The 17,962-nt window shown below is 73.3% G+C and carries 15 protein-coding genes and 2 pseudogenes; 9 read left to right on the top strand and 8 right to left on the bottom strand.

Features of this window, described 5'->3' with window-relative positions; all coding sequences use genetic code 11:
* The first annotated feature begins 19 nt into the window (after positions 1–19).
* Positions 20–859, top strand: a complete 840-nt coding sequence (locus ACJ6WD_RS19945) for an FAD binding domain-containing protein (protein ID WP_407616269.1) — start codon at positions 20–22, stop codon at positions 857–859.
* Entirely contained in the window at positions 856–3,615 is a 2,760-nt protein-coding gene (locus ACJ6WD_RS19950; protein ID WP_407616270.1) for a molybdopterin-dependent oxidoreductase, read from the top strand. The genes ACJ6WD_RS19945 and ACJ6WD_RS19950 overlap by 4 nt, the downstream gene beginning before the upstream one ends.
* Here the strand turns inward: ACJ6WD_RS19950 and ACJ6WD_RS19955 are convergent.
* A complete protein-coding gene (locus ACJ6WD_RS19955; protein WP_233657477.1) occupies positions 3,593–4,879 on the bottom strand; it encodes an ATP-binding protein in 1,287 nt (428 codons plus the stop codon). The genes ACJ6WD_RS19950 and ACJ6WD_RS19955 overlap by 23 nt on opposite strands.
* Before the next feature lie 371 nt (positions 4,880–5,250).
* On the opposite strand from ACJ6WD_RS19955, the gene ACJ6WD_RS19960 reads away from it, so the two are divergent.
* A complete protein-coding gene (locus ACJ6WD_RS19960) occupies positions 5,251–6,582 on the top strand; it encodes an MFS transporter (protein WP_331246385.1) in 1,332 nt (443 codons plus the stop codon).
* Between the two features lie 19 nt (positions 6,583–6,601).
* Positions 6,602–7,493: pseudogene (locus ACJ6WD_RS19965) on the top strand (IS5 family transposase).
* Here the strand turns inward: ACJ6WD_RS19965 and ACJ6WD_RS19970 are convergent.
* Together ACJ6WD_RS19970 and ACJ6WD_RS19975 are read right to left on the bottom strand one after the other, a co-directional pair.
* Positions 7,471–7,833: a VOC family protein gene (locus tag ACJ6WD_RS19970; RefSeq protein WP_233657479.1), complete on the bottom strand. Its 363-nt coding sequence runs from the start codon at positions 7,831–7,833 to the stop codon at positions 7,471–7,473. The pseudogene ACJ6WD_RS19965 and the gene ACJ6WD_RS19970 sit on opposite strands and share 23 nt — an antisense overlap.
* Positions 7,834–7,997: 164 nt before the next feature.
* Positions 7,998–8,540: a GNAT family N-acetyltransferase gene (locus ACJ6WD_RS19975; protein WP_233657480.1), complete on the bottom strand. Its 543-nt coding sequence runs from the start codon at positions 8,538–8,540 to the stop codon at positions 7,998–8,000.
* Between the two features lie 58 nt (positions 8,541–8,598).
* Between ACJ6WD_RS19975 and ACJ6WD_RS19980 the strand changes: the two genes are divergently transcribed.
* Both ACJ6WD_RS19980 and ACJ6WD_RS19985 read left to right on the top strand, forming a co-directional pair.
* Complete coding sequence (locus tag ACJ6WD_RS19980) at positions 8,599–9,204, top strand: TetR/AcrR family transcriptional regulator (RefSeq protein ID WP_331246384.1); 606 nt, start codon at positions 8,599–8,601, stop codon at positions 9,202–9,204.
* A 58-nt stretch (positions 9,205–9,262) separates the two neighbouring features.
* A pseudogene (locus ACJ6WD_RS19985) lies at positions 9,263–9,745 on the top strand (MOSC domain-containing protein); the annotation flags it as partial.
* Here the strand turns inward: ACJ6WD_RS19985 and ACJ6WD_RS19990 are convergent.
* Complete coding sequence (locus ACJ6WD_RS19990) at positions 9,723–10,622, bottom strand: GNAT family N-acetyltransferase (protein WP_407616271.1); 900 nt, start codon at positions 10,620–10,622, stop codon at positions 9,723–9,725. The pseudogene ACJ6WD_RS19985 and the gene ACJ6WD_RS19990 sit on opposite strands and share 23 nt — an antisense overlap.
* A gap of 100 nt (positions 10,623–10,722) precedes the next feature.
* Here ACJ6WD_RS19990 and ACJ6WD_RS19995 point away from each other — a divergent pair, with 100 nt between their 5' ends.
* Positions 10,723–11,211: a GNAT family N-acetyltransferase gene (locus ACJ6WD_RS19995; RefSeq protein ID WP_376446538.1), complete on the top strand. Its 489-nt coding sequence runs from the start codon at positions 10,723–10,725 to the stop codon at positions 11,209–11,211.
* Between the two features lie 195 nt (positions 11,212–11,406).
* Here ACJ6WD_RS19995 and ACJ6WD_RS20000 read toward each other — a convergent pair whose 3' ends face one another.
* The 3 genes from ACJ6WD_RS20000 to ACJ6WD_RS20010 all read right to left on the bottom strand — a co-directional run bounded on the left by ACJ6WD_RS20000 (position 11,407) and on the right by ACJ6WD_RS20010 (position 14,119).
* Positions 11,407–13,032 (bottom strand): DEAD/DEAH box helicase, encoded by a 1,626-nt coding sequence (locus ACJ6WD_RS20000; protein WP_407616272.1) that lies wholly within the window; start codon positions 13,030–13,032, stop codon positions 11,407–11,409.
* An 87-nt stretch (positions 13,033–13,119) separates the two neighbouring features.
* Positions 13,120–13,323, bottom strand: coding sequence for a cold-shock protein (locus ACJ6WD_RS20005; protein ID WP_016578941.1), 204 nt, complete (start codon positions 13,321–13,323; stop codon positions 13,120–13,122).
* Between the two features lie 199 nt (positions 13,324–13,522).
* On the bottom strand, positions 13,523–14,119 hold the full coding sequence (locus ACJ6WD_RS20010) for a TetR/AcrR family transcriptional regulator (protein ID WP_233657485.1): 597 nt from the start codon (positions 14,117–14,119) through the stop codon (positions 13,523–13,525).
* 83 nt (positions 14,120–14,202) lie between these two features.
* Between ACJ6WD_RS20010 and ACJ6WD_RS20015 the strand changes: the two genes are divergently transcribed.
* Entirely contained in the window at positions 14,203–15,588 is a 1,386-nt protein-coding gene (locus tag ACJ6WD_RS20015) for an FAD-dependent monooxygenase (RefSeq protein WP_233657486.1), read from the top strand.
* Between the two features lie 101 nt (positions 15,589–15,689).
* Positions 15,690–17,129, top strand: a complete 1,440-nt coding sequence (locus ACJ6WD_RS20020; protein ID WP_331246379.1) for a S53 family peptidase — start codon at positions 15,690–15,692, stop codon at positions 17,127–17,129.
* Positions 17,130–17,179: 50 nt separating this feature from the next.
* Here the strand turns inward: ACJ6WD_RS20020 and ACJ6WD_RS20025 are convergent, their stop codons facing one another.
* Positions 17,180–17,902: a TetR/AcrR family transcriptional regulator gene (locus ACJ6WD_RS20025; protein WP_233657488.1), complete on the bottom strand. Its 723-nt coding sequence runs from the start codon at positions 17,900–17,902 to the stop codon at positions 17,180–17,182.
* Between the last annotated feature and the right edge of the window lie 60 nt (positions 17,903–17,962).

Genomic DNA, 17,962 nt, shown 5'->3' on the forward strand with positions numbered 1-17,962 from the left:
GCCTGCCTGGGGGTACCGGATGGACCTCAACACCGTCACCGCGGTCGTGGCGGCACCCACCCGCGCGGCCCAGGCGACCTGGCGGCCCGGCGACGCCTGGCTGGCCGGCGGCACCTGGCTGTTCTCCGCACCCCAACCCCACCTCCGCCGCCTCATCGACCTGCGGGGGTTCGACTGGCCACCGTTCCGGATCGACGCAGCCGGACTGGAGCTGGCGGCCACCTGCACGCTGGCCCGACTCGGCCGGATCGACCCGCCGGCGGAATGGGCGGCGGCCCCGCTGATCGGTCAGTGCCGACGGGCGCTGCTGGGTTCGTTCAAGGTGTGGAACGAGGCCACCGTGGGCGGCAACCTGTGCCTGTCGCTGCCCGCGGGCCCGATGATCTCGCTGGCCACGGCGCTCGACGGGGTCTGCACCCTCTGGCGGCCCGACGGCGGTGCGCGGCAGGTCGCCGCCCTCGACTTCGTCACCGGCCCGCAGCGCAACGTGCTGGCCCCCGGCGAACTGCTGCGCGCGGTCACCCTGCCGGCCGCTGCACTGCGCTGCCGCACCGCCTTCCGCCGGATCTCGCTGACCCCGCACGGCCGTTCCGCGGCGCTGCTCATCGGGCGGCGTTCGCCCGACGACGGCGCGTTCACGCTGACCGTCACCGCCGCCACCGTCCGCCCGGTCCGACTGGCCTTCCCCGGGCTTCCCGGGGCGGCGGAGCTGCTCACCGCGCTGGAACGGGCCGTTCCGCCGTGGCTCTACCACCACGACGTGCACGGCGCGCCTGCCTGGCGGCGGCTCATGACCGTCCGGTTCGCCGAGGAGATCCGCGCCGAGTTGGCCCGGCCGCGGGAGGAGGGAGCACGATGAGGTGCGAGGTCAACGGCCGGGTCTTCACCGGGGAACCGCGGCCCGGGCAGTGTCTGCGCAGCTACCTGCGCGAGCTGGGCTGGTTCGGGGTGAAGAGGGGCTGTGACGCCGGGGACTGCGGGGCGTGCACCGTGCACGTCGACGGCGAGCCGGTGCACAGTTGCCTCTTCCCGGCGTTCCGCGCCGCCGGCCGCCGGGTGACGACGGTCGAAGGGCTCGCCGGCGACGCCGCGTTGCATCCGGTGCAGCGGGACTTCCTGGCCGCGCAGGGATTCCAGTGCGGCTTCTGCACGGCGGGCCTGATCATGACGGCGGCCGCGCTCGATCCCGAGCAACGGCGCAACCTCCCCGAGGCGTTGAAGGGCAACCTGTGCCGGTGCACCGGGTACCGGGCGATCGAGGACGCCGTCCACGGGGTCGTACGGGTCGACGACGCTGCCGAAGGGGAGTCGGTGGGGCGGAACCTGCCCGCGCCGGCCGGCCCGCAGGTGGTGACGGGCACGGCCCGCTACGCCCTGGACGTCTCCGTCGAGGGCCTGCTGCACGCGAAGTTGGTGCACGCGCCGCACGCGCACGCCCGGATCACCGCGATCGACACCAGCGCCGCGCGTGCGGTGCCGGGGGTGCGGGCCGTGTTCACCCACGAGGACGCGCCGGCCCGCCGGTACTCCACGGGACGGCACGAGGACGCCACCCTCGACCCGGCCGACACCCGGCTCTTCGACGACGTGGTCCGCTTCGCCGGGCAGCGGGTCGCGGCGGTGGTGGCCGACAGCGTGGCCGCCGCGGAAGAAGGATGCCGCCAACTGGCCGTCACCTACGAGGTGTTGCCCGACGTGTTCGACCCCGAGGTGGCCATGACGCCCGGCTCCCCGGTGCTGCACGGCGACAAGGGGCCCGATCAGTACATCGCGGACGCCGACCGCAACATCGCCGCCGAGGTGCACGGCGACCTGGGCGACGTCGAAGCGGCCTTCGCGGCGGCCGATGTCATCCACGAGGACACCTACGTCAGCCACCGCCTCCAGCACGCGCACCTGGAGAGCCACGCCTCGCTCGCCTGGCTGGACGCCGCCGGCCGGCTCACCGTCCGGACCAGCAGTCAGGTGCCGTTCCTCACCCGGGACGCCCTGTGCACCCTCTTCGCGCTGCCCAAGGACCGGGTCCGGGTGCTGTGCGGCCGGGTCGGCGGCGGCTTCGGCGCCAAGCAGGAGATGTTCACCGAGGACGTCGTCGCGTTGGCGGCCCTGCGCACCGGCCGGCCGGTGCAGTTGGAGTTGACGCGCGAGGAGGAGTTCACCGCCACCGCCGTCCGGCACCCCGTCAGCGTGCGGGTCAAGGCCGCGGCCCGGCGGGACGGCACCCTCACCGCACTGCAACTGCGGGCCGTCGCCAACACCGGCGCGTACGGCAACCACGCCACCGCCGTGATCCACGGCTGCAACGAGTCGATCGCCGTCTACCGCTGCCCGAACAAGAAGGTCGACGGCTACGCCGTCTACACCAACACCGTGCCCTCCGGGGCGTACCGCGGCTACGGACTCAGCCAGACGATCTTCGCCGTCGAGTCGGCCATGGACGAACTGGCCCGCGCGCTCGGGACGGACCCGATCGCCTTCCGCGAGCGCAACGTGATCCGGCCCGGCGATCCGATGCTGAGCTTCGATGCCGCACCCGACGACGTCGAGATCGGCAGCTACGGCCTGGACCAGTGCCTGGACCTGGTCCGCTCGGCGCTGCGCCGCGACGCCGGCGCGCGCCCGCCGGCGGGCGCGGACTGGCGGGTCGGGCAGGGCATCGCGCTGGGCATGATCGACACGATCCCGCCGCGCGGACACCACGCCGAGGCCAGGATCACCCTGCGCGCCGACGGACACTACGAACTCACCGTCGGCACCGCCGAGTTCGGCAGCGGCACCACCACCGCGCACCGGCAACTCGTCGCGGACGTACTCGGGACCCGTCCCGAACGGATCCGGATCGTGCACGCCGACACCGACCGCCTCGACCACGACACCGGCGCGTTCGGCTCCACCGGGATCGTGGTCGCGGGGCTGGCGGCGACCCGGGCCGCCGAGGAACTGCGGACCCGCATCATCGCGGCCGGGGCGCGCTACGCCCGCGTCGAGCCGGCCGCCTGCGCGCCGGCCGACGACCACGTGCGCTGCGGCGAGGCCCGCGTCCCGCTCGCCGACCTCGCGACGCGGTCCCGGGCCACCGGCCCCGAACTGTCCGCGACCGCCACGAGCGAGGGCTCGCCCCGTTCCGTCGCGTTCGACGTGCAGGGCTTCCGGGTCGCGGTGCACACCGGCACCGGCGAGATCAGGATCCTGCGGAGCGTCCACGCGGCCGACGCCGGCCGGGTCGTCAATCCGCTGCAGTGCCGCGGCCAGATCGAGGGCGGCGTCGCGCAGGCCGTCGGCGCGGCCCTGTACGAGTCGCTGCTGTGGGACGACGACGGGCACCTCGTCACCACGTCCTTCCGCACCTACCACGTCCCGGCGTTCGGTGACGTGCCGCGGACCGAGGTGTACTTCGCCGACACCGCGGACGCCCTCGGGCCGCTGGGCGCCAAGTCGATGAGCGAGAGCCCGTTCACCCCGGTCGCCCCCGCGCTGGCCAACGCGGTGCGGGACGCCACCGGCATCCGCTTCGGCGTGCTGCCGCTGACCCGCGACCGCGTCTGCCTGGCCCTCGCCGCCGCCCGCGCGACCACCACCGCGCGGGAGTACCTCACACTCGGGCGGCGGTCCTGAGGTCCCGGTCGAAGGCGCGGATGTCGTCCTCGGTCAGCGACGTACGGGTGTGCGCGATCGCCTGGAGGTAGTCGCCGGTGAGCCGGGTCGGATCGGCGCCCTCGTCCGGCCCGGAGGCCAGGTGGCGTTCGAAGGCGCTCTGCGCGGCGGTGCGCGCCGCGTACTCGATGTCCGCGGGCGTGAACCGGTCGCTGGCCTCGACCAGCGCGTCGAGTTCGAGGCCGGCCGCGCGGTCCGGGCCGATGTAGCGGATCCAGATGGCGCGCCGGGCCTGGGGGTCGGGCGGCCCGACGGGGATGAGGTAGTCGAAGCGGCCCGGACGCAGGAAGGCCGGGTCGAGGGAGCGCACCGCGTTGGTGGCGCAGATCAGCAGCCGGCGCTCACCGCGCCGGAACTGCGGGATGAGCTTGAGGAGTTCGTTGGTGACCCGGTGCGCCAGCGTCGTCGGGTCGTGCCGCTCGGAGGCGATCTCCTCGGCCTCGTCGAAGAACAGCACGGCCTGCTCCAGGTGCTCGACGCGGGCGAAGAGCCGGCGGAGTCCGGCCGCGACGCCGTGCGCGTCGTCGGCGAGCTGGTAGGGGAACACCTCGATGAACGGCCAGCGCAGCCGGGAGGCGACCGCCCGCGCGAAGGTGGTCTTGCCGGTGCCGGGCGGCCCGAAGAGCACCACGGCGCGGGGCGGCACCAGGCGGTACTCGCCGGCGACGTCGGGGTGCTCCAGCGGGAGCACCAACCGACGCTCGATCAGCGCCTTCTCGGCGCTCATGCCGGCGATGCCGTCCCACAGGCCGGCGTCCGGCACGGTCCCGCCGAGTTGGTCGAGCAAGGTGGCCTCGGCGGAGTCCGCGGTCAGCTGCTTCTCGACGTAGTGCAGGTCCGGTCGGGCCACGTAGCCGGCGCGGGTGAACGCCCGCTGGCCGGCCTCCTCGTCCGGCAGCAGCGCCCCGATGCGGCGCACCCCGGACCGCCCCAACCGGTCCTCCAGGGCCGCCAGCAGCGCCTGCCCGACGCCGTGCCCCCGCCACGGCTGGCCCACCGCCATCCGCAGGATCCAGGCGCGTTCCTGCGCCACCAGGGACACCGCGGCGCCGACGATCTGGTCGCCCACCACGGCCACCACGGCCGGCGCTTCGGCGTGCAGCGCGCTCACCGCCTCCGCCAGGCTCACCGCGAGGTCGACGGTGGCGTCCGGTGCTTCTTCCCAGATGCGCACCACCTGGTCCAGATCGCTCTCCTCCAGCGCACGGACCCGCCATGGAGACATCGCACGTCACCTCTCCGGACCGGTGCCGAGGGGCACGCCCCGACACGTCGGGCCTGTGCCGCCCGCACGGTCGGGAAGCGGTGGCCGCACCGTGGGCGGCCCCTCGTCCTCCCTGCCCGCTCGGTGTGGAGCGGGGGCGCCGCACGGGCGCCGTGCGTCGATTGTCACCCGCCGCGCGGTGTCCCGCGAGGGGCGGGCGGGGGACCTCGGACCCGGCGGGCGGCAGCTCCGCCCGCTCGCCACGCTGTGCATGCGGACCGCTCGGTTCGGTGGCGGTGCGCAGTGCTGTGCCACCACCCGCCGGGTCCTCGGGCCGGGCCGACCGTCCGGCACCGGCGACCCGGACCCGGTCGGTGGGAAGACTGCCGGACATGACGACCTCCACAGACGAACCGCGCCGGGCACCCGGCCGGACCGCGCCCGGGGCCCGGGCCGTCGCCGCGGGCGCGGTGGGCAACTTCATCGAGTGGTACGAGTTCGGCGTCTACGCCTACTTCGCCACCGTCGTCGCCGCCAACTTCTTCACCCCGCAAGGCGGCGGAGCCGCGGAGGCCCTGGTCAAGACGTATGCGACGTTCGCGCTGGCCTTCTTCTTCCGACCGCTGGGCGCGTTCCTCCTCGGCCGGGCCGGCGACCGCTTCGGCCGCCGGCCGGTGCTGATCGCGGCGGTGGTGACGATGACCGGCGCGACGGCGCTGATCGGGGCGCTGCCTACGTACGCCACGGCGGGCGCGGCCGCCCCCTGGTTGCTGACCGCGCTGCGGATCGTCCAGGGCCTCTCGGCGGGCGGGGAGTTCGGTGGCGCCGTCGCCCTGATGACCGAGTGCGCGCCCGACGGGAAACGGGGGCGGTACGGCGCGTGGCAGTCCTTCACCGTCGCGCTCGGACTGCTCGGCGGCGCGGCCGCGGCGACCCTGGTGACGACCGTGCTGTCGGCGGCGCAGGTCGCGGCGTGGGGCTGGCGGCTGCCGTTCCTGGCGGCCCTGCCGATGGGGGCCCTCGCCCTGCTGCTGCGCCTGGGCCTGCCCGAGTCCCCGGCGTTCCGCCGCACCGCGCCGGATCGCGCGGGCGGTGACGGCGCCCCGCCCGCGCCCCGGCCGCCGCTGCGGAGCACGGCCCGGGCGGTCGTCCTGGGGTGCGGGCGCCTGGTGGCCTGGTCGGCGGCGGGTTACACGTTCCTGGTGGTGCTGCCGTCCTACCTCCAGAACACCGTCGGGGCGAGTCCGGCCCGGTCCCTGCTCACCACGGTCATCGCCAACCTCGGCTTCGCCGCCGCGATCCTCCCCGCGGGCGCGCTGAGCGACCGGGTGGGCCGGCGCGCGGTGATGGTGACCGGTGCCGCGCTCTCGGCGGTGTGCGCACTGCCCCTGCTCCACCTCGTCCAACAGCGCTCCGCGCCCCTGTGGTTGACGTGCGGGGCGGTGGCCGTCGCCGGCGCGCTGGTGGGTCTGCTGGCCGGACCGGGGCCGGCGATGCTCGCCGAGACGTTCCGCACGCCGGTCCGCACCACCGGTCTCGGCGTGGCCTACGCGCTGTCCAACGCGCTGTTCTCCGGCTGCGCCGGGCTGCTGGTCACCGAACTGATCCGGCGCTCCGGCAACCCCGACGTACCCGCCTACTACGTCATCGTCACCTGCGCCCTGGGCACCCTGGCCCTGGCCACGCTGCACCGCGACGACCACCGCCGGCCCTTGCGCGACTAGGCAGTTCCGTTTGGATCAGTTGGTCGTTGGTCCGAGTGTGTCGTTGACTGATGCGCAGTGGGAGCGGATCGAGCCGTTGCTCCCGGATCGGACGCCGAAGCGGGGTGGCCGTTGGCGGGACCATCGTGAGGTGATCGACGCGATCGCCTTCAAGTTCCAGACCGGCACGCAGTGGGTTCACCTGCCGGAGAAGTACGGCAACTGGCGAGGTGTCTACAACCGGCTGCGGCTGTGGGCTGTCGACGGCGCGTGGGAGCGGGTCTTCACCACTCTGGTGGCCCAGGCCGACGCGGACGGGGACCTCAACTGGGCCGTGTCGGTGGACTCCACGACGTGCGGGCTCACCAGCACGCGGCCGGGGCCCGCAAAAAGGGTCCCCGGCCGGCGAACCTGACGACCATGCCATCGGCCGGTCCCGCGGCGGACTGACCACGAAGATCCACCTCGCCGCCGACGGCCGCTGCCGCCCACTGGCCTTTCACCTCACCGCCGGACAGGCCGGTGACGCGCCCGCCTTCACCGACGTCATGGCCCGTCTGCGCGTTCCTCGTCGGCGAGGACGGCCTCGTACCAGGCCGGACCTGGTCCTGGCCGACAAGGCGTACTCCTCGCGCGCGATCCGCGAGCACCTGCGCAAGCGTGGTATCCAGGCAGTGATCCCCGTCCCCGCCGACCAGCGCGGACACCGGCTACGCCGGCGCAGCCGCGGTGGCAGACCACCGGCGTTCGACCGTGAGACCTACGAGCGGCGCAACGCTGTCGAACGGTGCATCAACCGCCTGAAGCAGTGGCGTGGGATCGCCACCCGATACGAGAAGACCGCCACCGTCTACCTGGCCGGACTCCACATCGCCGGTATTTTCCTCTGGTCTGCCCGATCCTTCATCCTCAGACGTGACTGTGGACGTTGATGACACTTCCGTCGGGTGCCTGAACAAAGAAACGTCGGATTCCCCATGGTTCCGTGGTCAAGGGATAGACCACCTGGTACCCCTGGCGCTCGGCTGCGGCGTACGCGGCGTCAACGTCCTCGACTTCGACCGCCAGTGTCGAACGGGCGGTATGCGGGTCCCATGAGTCTGCGGCAGGGGAGACCACGGTCATCTGCGCCGTCGGGTTACCGGGCGAGGCCAACATCAAGAAGCCGGGCTCGTCCATGCGCACGTCCATGCCCAGGAAATCGCTGTAAAAGCTTCGGCTCTCTTCGATGTCCTGGGTGACGACGCTGGGCATGATGCGACGGATCGTCATACTCGCACTGTAGCCGAGGGCCGCTCCAACAGCTTGATCCAAACGAGAGGCCCCAGGAGTTCCCCAGCGGGGACGGCGGGCCGCACGGCGCGTCACGCGGCGCGGAGTCGACTGCGGTCCGGGGCGGAGCGGGTGGCGAGGTGCGGGGCGATGGTCCCGGCCGCTCACCCGTCCCACTCGTCCGCCAGGACGGACCAGATCTCCGTGTCCTGCCGGACGCCCCGGTACGGGAACTGCTGGCGCAGCACCCCGTCGCGACGCATGCCGAGCCGGCGCGCCGCCGCGACGCTGCGCTTGTTGGTGGGCGTCGTCCGCCACTCCACGCGGCTCATCCCGCGCTCCCGGAAGGCCCAGTCGATCAGCAGTCGGCTGGCGCGGTGCACCAGACCGCGTCCCTCCCCCGCCGACTCCAACCAGCAGCCGATCTCGCAGACTCCCAGCGCCGCGTCGAACTGCGTGAACATCACGCCGCCGACCAGCACCCCGTCCAACCAGATGCCATAGATGCGGGCGCCGTCCTTGGCTTGGCCGTCCGCGTAGCCCTGGAGGACGGTGAGCGCGGTCACCAGGTCGGTGCTGCGGGTCGCCCACGGGATCCAGGGGTCCACGGTCGGCCGCGCACGCTCTATGTGGGCCAGGAACTCCGGCGCCTGCCAGGGCTCCAGGGGCCGCAGTTGGGCGCCGTCATCGAGCGGCAAGGCGAACATGGGTCCTCCGTCTGCATCCACGGTACGTAACAAGCGTTCGGTACGTACTCTAATCCCCATGCCTCCTCCCGCCCCCGTCGATCACGCATCCCGCCGCGAGCGCGTCTCCCAAGCGGTGTGGCGCATATTGGCCGCCAAGGGCTTCGGCGGCCTGACCCTGCGCGCCGTGGCGGCCGAGTTGGACGTCTCCACCGGCCTGGTCATGCACTACTTCCCGACCAAACGGGCCCTGATCGCGCACGCCCTCGAACTGTTGGAGAAGGACGGCGCGGAGCGCCCCCGCCGCCCGCACCCCCGACCAGGGCTCGCCGCCCTCCGCGCCGCCCTCCTGGACCTGCTGCCGATCGGCGAGGAGAACACCGCCCGCAACCGGATCTGGGTCGGCTCCTGGGACCAGGCCCTGACCGACCCGGGCCTGCACGCCGACCAGGCCGACCGCTACGCCCGCATCCGCGCCGCGCTCCGCCCCCACCTGGCCGCCGCCCGCACCCTGGACGAGCTCCCCGCCGACGCCGATCTCGACCAACTCTCCGCGACAGTGGTCGCGTTCGCCCACGGCCTGACCGTCCAGGCCCTGTTCGACCCGGACCGCTTCCCCGCCCAGGCCCAGACCGCGGCGGTCGACGGCTTCCTGGCGGCCCTCCGCACCCCCGACTTGAACTAGAAATACTTTTGGACAACGACTAAAAGTAGTGGCCGCCGCCATTCACACGCCTCACTCTTTCGCTCATGAGCGCGCAGACCGCAACGCTGCTGACCGTGAACGTGGGGCGGAGCCTCACCGCCCCAACGGCGTCTTCGGCGAGAACCTCACCACCACCGGCCTGGAAGTCACCGACGCCCGCATCGGCGAACGCTGGCGCGTCGGAGGGGAGTTGCTGCTGGAGGTCACGTCACCACGGGTCCCCTGCCGCACTTTCCAAGGCTGGTTCGACGAACCCGGCCGGGTCAAACTCCTCACCCGGGCCGCGGTACCCGGCGCGTACCTGCGGGACCTGACGCCCGGCCAGATCCGCGCCGGCGACCCGGTGCGCGTCGAGCACCGGCCCGACCACGACGTCACCGTCGCGCTGATGTTCCACGCCCTGACCACCCGACGCGAACTGCTGCCCCGCCTCCTCGACGCGGGCCCTCCCCTACCGGCCGAGGCCCGGACGAAGGTGCTGGCGCACCAGGAGGCCCTCACCCGGGCGGCGCTCCGGTGATCCGCTTCTCGAACCAGTGGTGCGCGTAGGGCTCGTCGTTGAAGGCGGCGACCTCCTCGAAGCCGCAGGAGCGATAGAGGCCGATCGCGGCGGAGAGTGCCTCGTTGGTGTCCAGGCGCAGCACGTCGCAGCCGTGCCGGGCGGCCTGCGCCACCAGTTCGGCCACGAACCTGCGCCCCAGGCCCAGCCCCCGGGCCTGCGGCGCGACCCACATGCGCTTGATCTCGGCCGGTGCGCCGGGCGGCAGCTTCAGGCCGGCGCAGCCGACCGGTTCGCCGTGCAGCCGGGCGACCAGCAACAGGCCCTGCGGGGGCTGGAGTTCACCCGCATCGGGGAGCAGGCTGCGCACCGGGTCGAAGCCCGAAGCGAACCGCTCCCGCAACTCTCCGAAGTAGGACTGCAAGCAGTACTGGGCATCGGGGTGGTCCGGGGCCACGGGGTGCAACACGACCGTCGCGGCGGTCAGCAACCGGTTGACCTCCGCCATCGCGGTCACCAGCCGGTCGCGCTGGACGGCGTTGAGCGGTTCGAGCAGGGAGCCGGCCAACTCGTCGCTGCGGCGGTCCACCAGGGCGCGTTCCGCACGGCCGGCCTCGGTGAGCCGGACGGTGCGCACCCGCCGGTCCCTGGGCTGCGGCTGCACCGTCACCAGGCCGTCACCCTCCAACGACCGCAACAACCGGCTGACGTACCCGGAGTCCAGTCCCAGGCGCTCGCGCAACCACCGCACGTCCTGCCCCTGCTCGCCGATCTCCCACAGCAACCGGGCCTCGCCGATGGGCCGGTCCCGCCCGAGGTAGCGGTCGTGCAGCACGCCCACGCGTTCCGTGACGGCGCGGTTGAAGCGCCGCACCTGGTCGATCTGCGTCGCATCCATCCTCTGACCTTAGTCAGAGGATGGATGCCGGGACCAGTCCGCCGCGCGCCGTCACCCCTGTCCCTTGCGCACGATCGCCGTGGGCGTCAGGGTCTCGCGCATGACGACGCTCTCCGTGCGCCCCCTCGCGGTCGAGGACTGGGCTCTGTACCGCACCGTTCGCCTGGCCGCGCTCGCGGACGCCCCGGAGGCGTTCGGCGCCACGTGGGAGTCGGAGCAGGCGTTCACGGAGGACAGGTGGCGCGAACGCCTCGCCCGGCGCAACCAGTTCGTCGCGCAGGACGGCGATCGGACGTACGGGCTGATCGGCATCGTGCCGGTCGAGGCGGGCCGTGCGGAACTGGTGTCGATGTGGGTGCACCCCGACGGCCGCGGACGCGGGGTGGGGGATCTCCTGGTGCGGGCGGCGTTGCGGTGGGCGAAGGACCACGGTTGCCCCCGGGTCGAGCTCCGGGTCGCCGAGGAGAACGACCGCGCGGAGCGGCTCTACGCCCGGCACGGCTTCCAGCGCACCGGGCGGGTGCAGCCGGTGCGCCCGGGCGAACCCCGCCGGGAGTTCGCCATGGCCCGCACCGAACCGACCGGGTGAGCCCCGCCCCGACGAAGCGGCCCGCCACGCGCAGGCGCGTGGCGGGCCGGTTCCGGACGTCTCGGCGCACCGTCAACCACCGTCGCCCCGGGGACCGTTCGGCATCGCGGTGAGGTGCTCCGTCGTGACGGCCGGGACGTGCGCACCAGCCGGGCGACCGGGCGGGGAGGCGCTCAGCGTCCCCCGTGACGGAACTCAGGAAGCGGCGGGACGGCGGCCACCCCGCCGGTCGGCACCGCGGCCGCCCGCGCCACCCGCACCGCCGGTGGCCCCGCCGCCCGCCTTGCGGCGGGTGGAACCGCGGCCGCCGTTGGTGGCGCCGCCGCCGCTGGCTGCGCCGCCCACGGCCGCTCCGGCCGCGCCCCGACGGCCCCGGCGTCCCGCACTCGCGCCGGCAGCGGTCGCCGCCGCTCCGGTTCCGGTTCCGGTCCCGCCACCGCTGCGGCGTCGACGGCCGGACCGCCGAGCGCCCTCGGTGCCGGGCTTCCGGTCCGAGCGGGCCGCGGACGGTGCCGCCTGCTGGGGAACTTCGAGGACGACGGCCACGCCGGAGGGCTCCCGGGCACCGGTGATGGTGGCCAGTTCCGCGTCGCTGGACGTGATGCGGGCCGTCCGGGGACGGATGCCGGCGTCCGACATGAGCCGGGTGACCTCCCGCTTCTGGGCGGGCAGGACCAGGGTGACCACGCTGCCGGAGCCGCCGGCGCGCGCGGTGCGACCGCCGCGGTGGACGTAGTCCTTGTGGTCGGTGGGCGGATCGACGTTCACGACCAGGTCGAGATCGTCGACGTGGATGCCGCGGGCCGCGACGTTGGTCGCCACCAACGCGGTGACCTGGCCGTTCTTGAACTGTTCCAGGGTGCGGTTGCGCTGCGGCTGGGAACGGCCGCCGTGCAGGGCCGCCGCTCGGACACCGACGGCCAGGAGCCGCTTGGCGAGCCGGTCAGCGGACCGCTTGGTGTCGAGGAAGAGGATGACCCGGCCGTCGCGGGCCGCGATGCGCGTCGTGACGGCCTTCTTGTCGGTCTCGTCCTGGACGTGGAACACGTGGTGCTCCATGGTGGTCACCGCGCCCGCGGAGGGGTCCACGGAGTGCACCACCGGGTCGGTCAGGAACCGCTGCACCAGGCGGTCGATGTTGCGGTCCAGGGTGGCCGAGAAGAGCATGCGCTGCCCGTCGGACCGCACGTGCTGGAGCAGCTTGGTGATCTGCGGCAGGAAGCCCATGTCGGTCATCTGGTCGGCCTCGTCCAGCACCGTGATGCGGACGCCGTCCAGCACGCAGTCGCCGCGCTCCACCAGGTCGTTGAGCCTGCCCGGGGTCGCCACGAGCACCTCGACGCCACGGCGGAGCGTGCTGGCCTGCTTGGTGATGGACAGCCCGCCGACCACGGTCGCCAGGCGGAGGTTCACCGCGGTCGCGTAGGGGGTCAGCGCGTCCGTCACCTGCTGCGCGAGTTCACGGGTGGGCACCAGTACGAGGGCCAGCGGGGCCTTGGACTCCGCCCGCTGTCCGGCCGTGCGGGCCAGCAGCGCCAATCCGAACGCGAGGGTCTTGCCGGACCCGGTGCGTCCGCGTCCCAACAGGTCGCGGCCGGCGAGCGAGTTGGGCAGCGTGGCGGCCTGAATGGGGAACGGGGTGGTCACGCCCTGTGCGGTGAGGGTCTTCAGCAGCCCCGCGGGCATGTCCAGGCCGGCGAAGTCCTCGACGGCGGGAAGTGCGGGTGTCGTGTTTTCCGGCAGCCGGAACTCCCTCGACGACGGTGCGGACGACGCGGGCGACGCGGCGCGCCGATTCGACTTCTGGGACCTGCGGGACATGCGGTTATGTGCCTTCCTGAAAACAGCGCAAACCGGGGTCCGCACCACTGCGGTGCGGACCCCGGCTAGCGGATACGCGTCCGGCACTCAGGCGGGGACGATGTTCTCCGCCTGGGGGCCCTTCTGACCCTGCGTGACGTCGAAGGAGACCCGCTGGCCCTCCTGGAGCTCACGGAAGCCCTGGGACTGAATGTTCGAGTAGTGGGCGAAGACGTCCGGGCCGCCGCCGTCCTGCTGAATGAAGCCGAAACCCTTTTCGGCGTTGAACCACTTCACGGTTCCCTGTGCCATGACTTTCTCCTTCTGGTAAACAAAGGACCCATCCGGAGATGCCGGAAAAACAAACAAGGCGCCTGAAGGAGAAACATTCCCGTCAGGCGCACATGGGTTCATGGGTACCACAACTGCAACTTCTCAACCGTAGCACAGCTCGGCGGTCGGCGAGGGGCGTCAGGTGCACTGAGTGCCTGGTGACGGGGGTCGGCGGCGCTCAATAGTCGCGGCCGTTGAGACCGCGGTAGACGAAACGGGTCAGCGCCTCGACCGTCTCCTCCTCGGTGGCCGGGTCGGCCTGCTGCTGCCGGGCCTGGAGAAAAGCGTGGACCATCGAGAACGCCATGCGCAGGGCGGTCTCCGGAGCGGCGGGTAGCCGGCGCCCCGCCTCGGCGACGTGGGCGACGTGACCGAGCAGGTCGGCCGTCTCGCTCGCCGCGAAGCGATCGACGGTGGCCGCGAAGCCCTCGTTGACCAGGGCCGCCTCCCGCATGGCGCGCAGCGTCACGGCGTGCTCGCGGTAGCGGCGGACGTACACCGCGACGTGTTCGCGGACCGCCTGCGGATCGGTGAAGTCCGGCCGGTGCCCGGGGGCGGCGGCCCACGAGTCGCCGTCGGCCGCCATGTCGGCCATGAGCGCTTCGAGCAGGGCTTCCTTGCCGGCGAAGTGGTTGTAGAAGGAGCCCGCCGCGCGTCCGGCCTCGGCGGTGATGTCCGTGATCTTCGTGTTGAGGTAGCCGCGTTCGGCGAACACCCGCTTGGCGGCGGCCTTCAGGGCGGCCTCGGTCTCCGCCGCTCTCTCCTTGCGCTTCACGGCACCTCCTTGACGGGGAACAGTACCAACCAACATACTGAATTCACATTCACTGAATCGAGATTCAGAAACGAGGTTCGACCATGGACGTGATCATCGCCGGCGCCGGTCCCACCGGACTGACCTTGGGCATCGACCTGGCACGACGGGGACTCGCCGTGCGCGTCGTCGACCAGGCGGACGCGCACTTCGACGGCTCGCGGGGCGACGGCCTCCAGCCCCGCACCCTGGAAGTCTTCGAGGACCTGGGCGTGCTCGACGCGGTCCTCCAGCAGGGACGGGTGGTGCCGACGGTCCGCGTGCACCTCGACGGGGCGCACGTCACGGACCGGCGGACGGCCGCGCTCCTCGACCCCACCCCCGACGTGCCCTACCCCAATGCCTGGGTCCTCGGCCAGTCGCAGACCGAGCGCATCCTGCGGGACCGCCTCGCCGCGTTCGGCACCCGCGTCGAGCTCGGCACCGCACTGGTCGACTTCACCCAGGACGCGGACGGCGTGACGGTCCGCCTCTCCAACGGCGAGACCGTCCGCGCCGCCTACCTGGTGGGCGCCGACGGCGGGCGCAGCACCGTCCGCAAGGCCCTGGGCATCCCGTTCCGGGGAACGACGGACGAGAGCGTGCGGATGCTGCTCGGCGACGTGACCGCCGACGCCCTGGACCACGACTGGGGCTACTGGTTCGCCCGCGCCGACGCCCCCTGGTCCGGCGTCGGCCTGAGCCCGCTGCCCAGCACCCCGGGGTTGTTCCAGTTCAACGCGCCGCTCTGCGAGGACGACGACGAAGCCTCGGTGGAGACCCTCCAGGGCAAGCTGGACGCCATGGGTGCGGGGGTCCGGCTGGGCCGGCTCGCCTGGTCGACCGTCTGGCGGCCGAACATCCGCCTGGCCGAGCGCTTCCGCAGCGGTCGGGTCTTCCTCGCCGGCGACGCCGCGCACGTCCATCCGCCCACCGGCGGCCAGGGCCTCAACACCGGTGTGCAGGACGCCTACAACCTCGGCTGGAAACTGGCCGACGGCGCGCCCGACCTGCTCGACAGCTACCAGGCAGAACGGCGCGCGACCGCCGAACGGGTCCTCGCGATCAGCTCCCGACTGCTCCAGAAGCACCGGGACGGCGCCGAGGACGCCCACGAACGCGGGGCGAACACCCGCCAGTTGGACGTGAGCTACCGGACGACCGAGGGAAGCCTCGTGGCCGGTGACCGCGCGCCGGACGCCCCCGTCACCGACGCCGACGGCCGGCCCGTCCGGCTCTTCGACCTCTACCGCGGCCCGCACGCCACCCACCTGACGTTCGGCGTCGCCGCCCCGGACGCGCCGCACGCCTTCGCGGTGCTGCGCCCCGGCCAGTCCCCGTCCGGCCCGCACGTCGTCGACACCCACGGGCATGCCCACCGCGCGTACGACGCCTCGGCGGGCACCTCCGTGCACGTGCGCCCCGACGGCCACGTGGGCCGGCGGCACTGACGCCTGTCCCCGGGGGCTCCCATGGACCGGACGCGGCGCGGCGCGGCACCGACGGACCAGTGCGAGGGGCGCCGGGAGCAGCCACTGGTCATGATCGAGGTGTGATCATTCCGAGCTCGCTGCCCCTGCGCCGTCGCCTCGCCGCCGCGTCGGTCGCGGCCCTGATCGCCGCCCTCCCGGCCTGCGCGGGCGGTGCCGGTGCCGGACGCACCGGGACGGTGTCGTCGGCGGCGGCGCGTGCCGCCTCCTCGATGTCGGCCGCGCCGACCGCCACGGCCCAGCCGTTCAAACACGTCCCGACCCAGGCCGTCTGCCGCCGGGTGCTCGGCTCCGCCTGTTACGCCGCCGACGCGGTGCGCCGGGCGTACGGCGTCGACAAGCTCGACGCCGCCGGCATCACCGGCAAGGGCCGGACGGTCGTGGTCTGGGAGGAGGTCGTGCCCGACACGCTGCGGGCGGACCTGGAGACGTTCAGCACGACCATGAAACTGCCCCTGCCGGACCTGACGGTCGACCGGTACGCGCCGGCCGGACACATCGCGCCGTTCGACGCGCAGAACGCGCGGATGGCGGGCGCCGCCCTGGAGACCACGCTCGACACGCAGATGGTGCACATGCTGGCGCCGGACGCGAAGATCGTCGTCACCCAGATCGGCCTGCCCGAGCACGCGTACGCCTCGCCCTCCCCCGGAACACCCACCACCCCGTCCGCCCAGGACACCCGGCGGGCGGCGGCGGTCGGCGCCGCCCTGATCCTCGACGGGATCGCCCAGAGCGTCCGCAACCACCGCCCCGACGCGATCTCGATCAGCTACGGCATCGAGGAGTACACCGCCGCCGGCGACAGCCAGGCGCCCGCCGACGGCCTGCTCGCGTTCAGCCCGGCGCTGGCCGAGGTCGTCGCGAGCGGCACCACGCTGACCGCCAGCACGGGCGACTTCGGTGCCGCGCCGCCCGTCGGCCCGGGCCGCGAGCGCGTCCGGTCCGTCTCCTGGCCGGCCTCCGACCCCAGCGTGCTCGCTCTGGGCGGCTCCCGTCTGCACCTCGACGCCGAGGGCCGGCGCACCGGTCCGGACACCGTCTGGCACGACCGGGCCGGCGCCACCGGCGGCGGCCCCTCGCAGACCTTCGCCCGCCCCCGCTACCAGGACCGGGTGGCGGACGTGGTGGGCGAGCGCCGCGGTACCCCGGACATCTCCATGGACGGCTCCGCGTCCGGCGGCACCCTCGTCTACCAGGGGTTCCTCCCGGCGGGCGCGGGCTGGCTGCCGGTGGGCGGCACCAGCGAGGCCGCCCCCATGTTCGCGGCGCTGGTCGCCCTCGCCAACCAGGAGGCCGGCCGTCGGCTCGGCGCCCTCCACGAGGCGCTCTACGCCCTCGCCGGCGATCCGCACGGCGGGGTCGTCGACATCACCGAAGGGGACAACGGCCCCTACGGGTTCCAGGCAACCCCGGGCTACGACCTGGCTTCCGGGCTCGGCACGGTCGACGCCTCCGTCCTGGTGCCGCAACTGGCCGCACGGGTCCGACCGAGGCGCTGAGCGGCGCGCCCCCGCCCAACTCCCCGGAATCCGGGCGGCGATCGGCCCGCTCAGGGCCGTGGGGGTCGCCCGTCCGGTCGCGGTAGGCGCGCCGCCGCGGCCGCCAGCAGCAGGTCCAGCGCGTACGGGTAGCCGCTGCGGCGCATGTCGGCCGCCAACAGGGGTGCGGTGGCCGCGATGTGGGGGTGGGTGTCGGCCGCCAGGCGTCCGTAGGCGGCCTGCCAGACCTCGTCGTCGGCGGCCCGTGCGGCGGGCGGCAGGGCCAGGGCGGCGGCGTCGAGGGCGGCGAAGCCCAGGCTCTGGTCGACGAAGGCGTGGTAGATCCGGACCGCCTCCGGGTCCGGGAAACCGGCCGCGCGCAGGACTCCCAGGATCGCCTCGACGGCGCGGATCTCGTGGCTGCGCCCGGTGGTCCGGTGGGCCGCCAGCAGTGCCGCCTGGGGGTGTGCCTGGTACGCGCGGTGGATGCGCAGGCCGATCTCGCGCAGGTCGGCGCGCCAGTCACCGGTGGGCCGCCAGCCGTGCTGGGCGCGTCCGATCAGTTCGTCGGCGAGGGCGAGGAGCAGGTCGTCGGTGTTGCGGAAGTACCGGTAGACGGCGCTGGGGTCGGCGCCGAGCGCGGCGCCCAACCGCCGCACCGTCAGGGCCTCGGCGCCGTGCTGGCCGACCAGGCGCAGCGCGGTCTCGACGATCAACTGACGGGAGAGCACGACGCCTTGTCTGGTCGGTCGTCGGCGTCGCCGCTGCGGCTCGGGCACCACTCGTTCTGCCATGGCCCCGGACCTTACGACAACGTCATTGACGTGAGAAGTGCCCGGCGGCTTTCATGTCGA

The sequence above is a fragment of the Streptomyces sp. VTCC 41912 genome (genome assembly GCF_045799175.1).
Taxonomy (GTDB): Bacteria; Actinomycetota; Actinomycetes; order Streptomycetales; family Streptomycetaceae; genus Streptomyces; species Streptomyces albulus_C.